The organism is Burkholderia singularis (genome assembly GCF_900176645.1).
In the GTDB taxonomy this organism is placed as follows: domain Bacteria; phylum Pseudomonadota; class Gammaproteobacteria; order Burkholderiales; family Burkholderiaceae; genus Burkholderia; species Burkholderia singularis.
The window spans coordinates 1-3,905 of record NZ_FXAN01000048.1; the positions used below are offsets into that span (position 1 = coordinate 1).

1 protein-coding gene and 2 pseudogenes are annotated in these 3,905 nt (G+C 66.9%); 2 read left to right on the forward strand and 1 reads right to left on the reverse strand.

Features of this window, described 5'->3' with window-relative positions; translation table 11 throughout:
- Window positions 1-90, forward strand: a pseudogene (locus BSIN_RS26755) (aminopeptidase N C-terminal domain-containing protein); the annotation flags it as partial.
- On the opposite strand, the pseudogene pepN reads toward BSIN_RS26755, so the two are convergent.
- A pseudogene (pepN, locus tag BSIN_RS09835) lies at window positions 82-2,924 on the reverse strand (aminopeptidase N); the annotation flags it as partial. The pseudogenes BSIN_RS26755 and pepN overlap by 9 nt on opposite strands.
- Here pepN and BSIN_RS09840 point away from each other — a divergent pair.
- Window positions 2,923-3,624, forward strand: a complete 702-nt coding sequence (locus BSIN_RS09840; RefSeq protein ID WP_089340343.1) for a DUF4136 domain-containing protein — start codon at window positions 2,923-2,925, stop codon at window positions 3,622-3,624. The pseudogene pepN and the gene BSIN_RS09840 overlap by 2 nt on opposite strands.
- Window positions 3,625-3,905: the final 281 nt, after the last annotated feature.

The following is a 3,905-nucleotide window of genomic DNA, read 5'->3' on the forward strand; positions in this document are numbered from 1 at the left end:
GCGCCCGACGGCTCCGGCTATGCATTCTGGGCTGATCAGGTGCTCGCGCTCGATGCGTTGAATCCGCAAGTCGCCGCGCGGCTCGCGCAGCGCGGGTATGTAGCGGCGCCACAGCTCGAGCGCGCGCGCGAGCCGCGCGGCGACTTGCGGATTCAACGCATCGAGCGCGAGCACCTGATCAGCCCAGAATGCATAGCCGGAGCCGTCGGGCGCGTGGAACTGCGCCGGGTTCGCCGAGCAGAAGCCGAAGATCAGCGCGCGTGCGCGGTTCGGATTCTTCAGGTTGAACGCGGGATGTTCGAGCAGCTTGCGCACGGTATCGAGCGTCGGATGCTCGGGCGTGCCGCGACGCGTTGCCTGCATCGAGAACCACTTGTCGATCACGAGTGCCTCGTGCTCGAAGCGGCGATAGAAATCGTCGAGCGCGCGCTCGGCCGGCTGGGCGGCCGATGTCGAACCCGCGGCGGCGGACAGCAGCGCGCCGAGCGCGGCCGCGCGGTCCGTCATGTTGTTCGCGGCGTCGTATTGCGCGTGCGCGAGCCGGACTGCGTCGGCCGGATCGTCAAGCTCGGCGAGATACGCAAGCGCGAGATTCTTCAATGCGCGACGGCCGGCGGCGTCGGGCGTCGGCGCGTAATCGCCCGGCGTCGCGTGGCGTTCGTAGGCAGCGAGCCAGTCGGCGCGCAGCGCGGCCGCCAGCTCGCGGCGCACGAACTGGCGCGCGCGGTGAACGGCGGCCGGATCGGCTTCGTTCATCTGGTCGGCGAGATACGCCTCGGACGGCAGCGTCAGCGCCAGCTCGCGAAATGCGGGCGACAGCGCGTCGTCGTTCAGCACGCGCTTGAATGCGGCGACGAACGTGTCGTCGAGCGCGAGCGGCTGCTGGACGGCTGCGCGCGCGGCGAGCGCCAGCAGCGTGCGCGTCGCGAGCCGCTGGCCCGCTTCCCAGCGGTTGAAAGGATCGCTGTCGTGGGCGAGCAGGAATGCAAGTTCGTCGTCGCGATAGTCGTACTCGACGATCACCGGCGCCGAGAAGTTGCGCAGTAGCGACGGCAGCGGCGCGGCGGCGACATCGACGAACGTAAACGTCTGCGCGGTTTCGGTCAGCTCGAGCACGCGTGTCGTGCCGGACGCGGCCGCTTCGCCTTCGAGCCGCAGCGGCAGATCGCGGCCGTCGGCATCGATCAGGCCGATCGCGAACGGAATCAGCAGCGGCCCCTTCCGAGCGTCGCGCGCGGCATCGCTGTAGCCTTGCGTGAGCGTGACCGAATAGCGTTTCGCGGCGGCGTCGTATTCGGCGCTGACTGTTACGCGCGGCGTGCCGGCCTGGCTGTACCAGCGCTCGAATTGCGCGAGATCGCGGCCGTTCGCGTCGGCCATCGCGTGGCGGAAGTCGTCGCAGGTGACGGCTTGGCCGTCGTGGCGCTTGAAGTACAGGTCCATTCCCTTGCGGAACCCGTCGCGGCCGAACAGCGTCTGGTACATCCGCACGACTTCCGCGCCTTTCTCGTAGACGGTCATCGTGTAGAAGTTGTTGATCTCGACATAGCTCTCGGGCCGCACCGGGTGTGCCATCGGGCCCGCGTCCTCGGCGAACTGGAGCTGGCGCAGCACGCGCACGTCCTCGATGCGTTTGACCGCGCGCGCGGCGGCGTCGAGGTCGTCGCCCGCGGCCATGTCGGCGGAGAATTCCTGGTCGCGGAATACGGTCAGCCCTTCCTTCAGGCTCAACTGGAACCAGTCGCGGCAGGTTACGCGGTTGCCCGTCCAGTTATGGAAATACTCGTGGCCGACCACCGATTCGATGTTCGCGAAATCGACGTCCGTTGCCGTTTGCGGATTCGCGAGCACGTACTTCGTGTTGAAGATGTTGAGCCCCTTGTTTTCCATCGCGCCCATGTTGAAGTCGCCGACGGCGACGATCATGAAGCGGTCGAGATCGAGTTCGAGGCCAAAGCGCTTTTCGTCCCAGCGGATCGAATGGATCAGCGAATCCATCGCATGGCGGGTCTTGTCGAGATCCTGCGGCTCGACCCAGACCTGCAGCAGCTTTTCCTTCCCGGAGCCGGTCGTGATTTTCTCCTCGAGCGCGACCAGCTTGCCCGCGACGAGCGCGAACAGATAGCTCGGCTTTCTGAACGGGTCTTCCCATTTCGCGTAGTGGCGGCCGTCGGGCAGGTCGCCCGAATCGACGAGATTGCCGTTCGACAGCAGCACCGGATACCCGGTTTTGTCCGCGCGCAGCGTAACCGTATACGTCGCCATCACGTCGGGGCGGTCGATGAAGTAGGTGATCCGCCGGAAGCCTTCCGCCTCGCACTGCGTGAAGAAATTGCCGCTCGAGACATAAAGGCCGGACAACGTCGTGTTCGACTCGGGCGCGCACACGCTGTCGATGGTCAGCTCGAACGCGTCGGGCACGTTTTCCACCGTCAGGCCATGCTCGTGCGCGCGCGCGGCGGCATGCGGTGCGCCGTCGATCCATGCGCCGGCGAATTCGAGCGCCTCGCTCATCAGTTCGAGGTGCGGTGCGCGGGCGGCGTCCGGATTGCGGCGCACGCGCATCGTGTTGCGCACGCGCGTGCGGGCGGGTGCGAGGTCGAATTCGAGCGCGACGGCGTCGATCAGGAACGCGGGGCGCGTATAGTCGCTACGGCGGATCACGGCGGAAGGAGCGGCGGTTTCGGACATGGCGATCATGGGTGGTAAGAGAAGGGCGGGCGCTTGCGCGCACGGGCGCGGCGGCGATGAAACGCTCATTGTACAAAGCCTTCGCCCACGCTGGGCGGCCGAACTTTTCGCCCGCGCGGACAGTCTGCGTATTATCGGCGCGACGTCCGCGCGGCGGCTATGATCCGATCATTTCCATCATTGCCGGGCTGCGCTGCCGCCGGCGTGCGACCATCGATCAAGAGGACGAACATGAAACGCTACTCAACCGCCCGCGGCGCCATCGGGTTCGCGGGCGTGACGCTCGTGCTGCTGTCCGGCTGCACGTCTTATGTGACGACACAGGTCACCGCGTTCTCGAGCTGGAACGGCAACGATGCGGCGCGCACCTACGCGTTCAGCCGGAGCGCCGAACAGCAGAACAGCCTGGAGCAGGCGACTTACGAGCAGCTCGTCGGCAACGAACTGTCGGCCTATGCGTTCAACCGGGTGCAGGCGAAGGACGCGCGCTACCTCGTTGGGCTTTCGTATGGGATCAAAAGCAACTGGGTGAGCGTGCCGCAGCCGGTCTATTACGATCCGTGGTTCGGCCCCGGCCCGTATTGGCGCGGCGGACCCTGGGGGCCGTATGGTCCGTGGGGGCCGTTTCCGGCGGGCTATGTGAATCAGACCTACCAGATCTTCGAGCGCACGCTCGACATCCGGATCTCCGAGCGCGCGACGGGCAAGGAGGTCTATAACGTCTCCGCACGCAATGCGGGCGACGGGGCGTCGCTGCTGCAGGCGATGCCGTACCTGGCCCGCGCGGCGCTTGCCGACTTTCCGCTCGGCAACGGGACGGTGCGCACGGTGCGGCTGCCCGTCGACGCGCGCGGCCCGGCTGCGATGCCGTCGAACGAGCGGGCCGTGCCGGCTCCCGCTTCCGCGTCGGGGGCGGCTGCGGCAGTGCGGTAAGTCAGTACGCTGGCGGCGAAAGACGAAAGACGAAAGACGAAAGACGAAAGACGAAAGACGAAAGACGAACGGCGAACGGCGAACGGCGAACGGCGAACGGCGAACGGCGAACGGCGAACGGCGAACGGCGAACCAAGGCCGGCGAACCGGCAGCGCGCCGCACCGGCGCGGTTCGTCACCTGCCGCCCGTTGCGCCGCGCGGTGGCACGATGCGGTGCGGCAGCATGCAATGGCGTGTCGATCGACTGTCCGCCTTGCGGCCCGATCGATCGACACGCATG

Bases quoted from the DNA above. Each gene is read 5' to 3' on its own strand.
- BSIN_RS09840 (WP_089340343.1), top strand. From the start codon at position 2,923: ATGAAACGCTACTCAACCGCCCGCGGCGCCATCGGGTTCGCGGGCGTG.